1 protein-coding gene is annotated in these 1435 nt (G+C 70.4%); it reads right to left on the reverse strand.

Features of this window, described 5'->3' with window-relative positions:
* On the reverse strand, positions 1–1051 hold a 1051-nt coding region (locus tag E1261_RS44730; protein WP_238176862.1), incomplete at its 3' end, for a lytic transglycosylase domain-containing protein.
* Between the last annotated feature and the right edge of the window lie 384 nt (positions 1052–1435).

The raw sequence follows: 1435 nt of genomic DNA on the forward strand, positions 1-1435 counted from the left end.
GGGTGGGAGTCGGCGTCGGGGTCGGCGTGGGGGTCGGCGTCGGCGTGGGAGTCGGCGTCGGGGTCGGCGTCGGCTTCGGTGTCGGCGGCTTCGTCGGCTTGTGCGTCGGCGGCTTGGTCGGCTCGTCCACCGGGTCCGGCGTCGTCGACGGCAGCGTTGTCGGCGGCTTCTTGGTCGGCGTCGGGGTCGGCGTCTTGGTGTCGTCCGGCACGTCCGGGACCTGGCGCGGGTCGACCTTGCGCTCGGCGTTACCGGTCGGCTTCGGGACCGACAGCTGGCCCTTCTCGTTCGGGATCAGGACAGCGTTCTTGCTGTAGACGCGCATCCACCTCAGCACCGTGGCGACGAAGTCCTTGGAGTGCTGATACCGCAGCAGCGACTCGACCAGGTCCCGGGGGCGCTTCAGGTCGTCGCCCTCGGCGCACAGGTAGACGGCCACCGTGGTGACCGCGTCGTACACGTTGTTGGGGTTGCGGAAGCCGTCACCGTTGCCGTCGGCGCCGTAGTCGGCCCAGACCTGCGGGATGATCTGCATCGGCCCGACGGCGCGGTCCCAGGTCAGGTCGCCGTCGTACTTGCCCTTGTCGCTGTCGGGGATCTTGCCGTTGCCGGCCTTGCCGTTCAGCATCGGGCCGAAGATCTTGCCGCGGGTGGTCCCGGCGACGTCGACGCGGCCACCGCTGGCGTGGTCGGACTCGACCTTGCCGATCCCGGCCAGCAACGGCCAGGTGAGGCCACAGTTCGGGCGGACCACGGCGAGATTCGCGGTGGCGCGGCGGTAGGCGGGGAAGACCCCGCGGGGGATGCCGTTGACGGCGCCCGGACGCCCGGGGCGGACGACGGAACGGCCGTCGGTGGCCCCTTGCACGGGAACGTCGGCACGGGCGGGTTTGTCGGATCCGAGCCGGCCGTCCACTCCGGGACGCTGCGGCACGATCATCGTCAGTTCGTCGAACTCACCGCTGTTCAGTCCGGCTCCAGGCTGGGGAGCAACCGGACTGTCCGTCGCGAGCTGGCCGGAGGCACCGGCCCCACCCGAAGCCACTGTCACGATCGCCCCGACCAGGAGCGGGACTGTGCACAGTGACGCGATGATGATTTTGACCCGACGGTTTCCACTACGGGTTAGGCGCATAGTCGGCTCAACGACCGATGCCCCGGAAAGTTACATCAAGTCGGTGCAAAGTTACCTGGCCCACCTTGACCCGCACGAACAAGGGCGGGTAACGGCACGAAAACGTGCAGAACAAGGGGTTTGCGGGCGGTCAGTCACCAGGCTGCGGAGCCACCTGCTGGGTCTGGCCGGCCGGGGTCGGGGTCGGCGTGGTGCACGGCGGCGGGGTCGCCGGGTCCTCGGCCTGCGCCTGCTGCCCGGTCGGCGTGCCCTCCGGCGTCCCCGTCGGGGTGCCTTCCGGGGTGGGCGTCGGCGTGGGGG

Source organism: Kribbella albertanoniae (genome assembly GCF_004348455.1).
Taxonomy (GTDB): Bacteria; Actinomycetota; Actinomycetes; order Propionibacteriales; family Kribbellaceae; genus Kribbella; species Kribbella albertanoniae.